Origin of the sequence: Nocardioides sp. (assembly GCF_025965415.1) — a bacterium.
GTDB lineage: Bacteria > Actinomycetota > Actinomycetes > Propionibacteriales > Nocardioidaceae > Nocardioides.
Map to the genome: position 1 here is coordinate 1 of NZ_JAOPWY010000104.1, position 3,404 is coordinate 3,404.

The window sequence follows — 3,404 nt, forward strand, 5'->3', positions numbered from 1 at the left end:
ACCCGCGACTACAAGGCGATGCTCGGGTACGTCCGCCAGCAGTGGCCGCACCACCGGTGGGCCATCGAGGGTGCCCACGGGGTGGGTCGCCCGCTGGCCCAGCGGCTGCTGGCTGACTCCCCAGCCCCCGCGTCGACCCACAGGAGCCGTCAAGATGGAGCGCCCCACCGGACGAACGACCTTGACGGCGACAAGCGCCGACGCACACTCACAGGCGCCGAGACCCCGCTCTTGACACAGAGGGGAACCGAAATGGACTAGGTCTTGGAACAGCATTGGCCCGTCAGATGGAGGTCCAACAGGCGTGTACCGCCGCCTTTGCGATGACCGGCGATGCGTCGAGATGTGCGCGAAGGGAGCTCGTGAAGCCGGGACGCCTCTCGCCGATCCTGGCTAGCGTTCGCGGTGGGAGCTACATACTTAGGGCGGCCTCGATATCGTCAATCAGCCCGGCAGCCTTGCTCCAGTTTCGTTGCATCTTGGGCGTGGCTGGAGTGCAGTAAGAACTAGAGATGCAATCTTGCCAGTCGTTGAGTGACGTGATGTAGGCGTTGTAAGCGGCTTCGGCGTCGCTTGCCAAATCGTCACAAACTTCGACAGCTCCCGAGTAGTCGATGTCGTCGTAAGCGACCTTCGCGTCGCCTAGGAAGGAGCCGAACTCGGACACGTTGAGCCCAACGTCTAGCCGAGAATTGACCTCGCCAAGCACTCCTACGAACTCGCCGATTTCCTCTCGGCATGCCTCGACGTCCACGCCGCCTTCTTCAGCCGCAGCCACAGCGGCTGGGTCCCGCGGCTTGTCCGCGTCGTTTACGAGCAGAGCCGCCGCCAGACCACCTCCCGCGAACAGGAGGGCGGCCGCCACCAAAGCGATAGTCAGGGACTTTCGGGCCTTCGGAGGTGCGGAGCCGTCGTGCGGAGCGGGAACGCCGTCTTCCGGCTCGCCGGAAGACTGAAGAGTGCGCGACGGAAGGTCGTCGTCATGCGCGGTTGACGCTGAGGGGGCGTCGACCGCAGTCGAAGGAGCAACTGGCGCGCCGCACTCTGCGCAAAACTTAGCTGCTCCGTCGACGACATGTCCGTTCGTGCACTGCATTCCGTTAAGCCTTCGCTGATCCGAGTCCGGGCGGACGCACGAACCAGAAAAGTCTAGTTTCGTGAGCGGACGAGAGTTGCCAGTTTGGATTCTTTGGGGCGACGCCCATGGCGCCGACCCGCGGCGGTATGACGCACGCGTTCGCTGGCGACCGCAGGCGGTCACGCATGTCGATCACGTCAGAGCCGGGGAATGTGCTTCACGCGTGGATTGCCCCGGTCCTCAGCCCTCGCAACCAGGATGGCTCCTCCGTCGTGACGATGGGCATGGTGGCGGGTAGGACATCTGCGTGCGCCTTGATGGCGGTTATGACTTCGTGCTGCAGCAAATAGCTGAAGTGATCGTTCGCAAGCATCCCGTCCTCCGCCGCGGGGTCACGCTCCGAATCCAGTGCTGACCGGGCGCTGACGACTAGGTCGTGGTCGGTCTCACCAAACACGGGATGCGCGAGACCGTCGAGGAAGTGAACTCCGTAGGAGTCATCATTACCGGTCGGATCCGCTCGCCCACCGAAACGGTGACATGAGGGTGCGCGGCCAACCCCTCGCACCTGTAGGAAGTCTGAGCCCGGTTCCATCGCCGCCAGGCCTCGAGGGAGGTCTCCACGCAATAGAAACCCGATCAGCCGTGTCCCATGGTCGATCACGGGCCCTGTACCTGGGGTCGCGCGCAGTGCTCCCATCAAGGTGCGGGCACCAAGAAGGCCGCCCTTTACAGCCCCGATTATCGGAGTGCCCCGGTAGGGCGTACCTAGACTCACGAGGTTGACAGCAGTCCCGGTACGCATCAGTTCGGCTGCGGCCATCTCAGCAACCAATCCGCCCCTCGAGTGGGCGACCATGAGAACTTGGCGAGCGCCAAGCCGTCTCAATTCAGCGGCCAGCGCTGAGGCGTTGTCCCCGATCGGCAACCAAGTGTCGTGTTCAAAGCGCACGACTGGCGTGCCAGGCGCGATCGACGCCCGCATCGCGCCGGCCAGAGGAACCGCGCTGCTCATCGTGCCGTGGACGGCTACCGCCATGTGGGGGAGGCGGCCATATACCAAGCGGACATCGGGACATTCGCGTGCCACGGACGCGTGCTTCAGTTCCCAGCCGACACGGCGTCGCTCAGCAAGCGGGTCGCGTCGAATGGGCGACGTCTTCGCGTACACCCCCATTGCCGCCCGTCCGACGAGGAAGCCGCCTGCGCGCGTGCCGCCCAATCGCACACGCCGCCACCGACCCGAACCGTCGCTAGATCCTGTCACCACCATGGAGTTGGGCCCCATGTGCAGCTGCCACACGAGGAACCGCCGTACCTTCGCAGGCACCACAGCTTGCAGGGCGACCTGCGTCAAGCGCTCCTCCAGCGTCAGCTCGGCACTGTCCGGTTGAATGTCGACATCCACGAACTCGGCCCCCGCCTCGACAGGCAACACGAATGCGTCCCGTCCAAACGCAACAGCGGAGGTGCGAGCACCGTCTTTGTTGAATGCAAAGATCGGCGCGTCTGGCGCCACGCCATCTAAGAGCTCAATTGGCGAGGCCAAACCGGCAGCACGACTGATGAGTTCCTCGCCCGCCTGCCACCGACCCACATGGTCGGGTCGCATGGCTCCCGCTGGCGACCACGCTGGTGCGGGTTCCGAGTCGTCCGTCCAGATGTCACCATCCAGGAAGCTCGACTGGGAAAGGTCATCTAGAAGCCGCAGGAGGAGCGATTCAGGAAGATTCTGGGGCCAATAACTTTCGGACCACGCGAAGTCGGCCAGCGTGCTGCGCTGCAGCCGCGTCCGGCCGTCGGCGTTCTGATGATCGGTGATTATCAAGGCGCGAGCGGGGCTCGCGGATCCCGTAGAGGACAGCACCACGGCATCGAACATGATCTGAGGTTAGGTCGATGGATATCGCCCGTCCAGCGCCTCTGCCATGACCAACGAGACAACCATCGGCCAACCCTGCCGGGTAGGGACCTAGCACCACCGTGCACCCTCATGCGATTAGGGCCTACGCGACGGAAAGACTGTGAGGATCGCCAACGCAGCCTGATGGTGTTGGGCTGTGGGTTGGGGACCGCGGGTGTGACCCCCGGAAAGACTGGCTTCGTGCCTTGCTGCGACATGTCCGCTCGCGGTCACCGGCCCCGGCTCGGTTGGAGGAGCTGGCCTGATCAGGAGCTTGACCACCTGGCGTTAGTGGCGCCGGATGTGTCTCATCACAGTCCTGCCGAGCCTCCGTCCCGGACCGGAACCACGTCCCGTCCGGCGAAGGAGAGAACGCATGAACAGTCTGACCGATCTGCGCGAGGTGGTCGATGTCGTCATCGG

2 protein-coding genes are annotated in these 3,404 nt (G+C 64.1%); both read right to left on the reverse strand.

The window, feature by feature from the left end:
* Window positions 1-412: 412 nt before the first annotated feature.
* Entirely contained in the window at window positions 413-865 is a 453-nt protein-coding gene (locus tag JWN97_RS10860) for a hypothetical protein (protein ID WP_297622338.1), read from the reverse strand.
* A gap of 430 nt (window positions 866-1,295) precedes the next feature.
* On the reverse strand, window positions 1,296-2,960 hold the full coding sequence (locus JWN97_RS10865; RefSeq protein WP_297622340.1) for a hypothetical protein: 1,665 nt from the start codon (window positions 2,958-2,960) through the stop codon (window positions 1,296-1,298).
* Between the last annotated feature and the right edge of the window lie 444 nt (window positions 2,961-3,404).

Bases quoted from the DNA above. Each gene is read 5' to 3' on its own strand.
- JWN97_RS10865 (WP_297622340.1), bottom strand. From the start codon at position 2,960: ATGTTCGATGCCGTGGTGCTGTCCTCTACGGGATCCGCGAGCCCCGCT.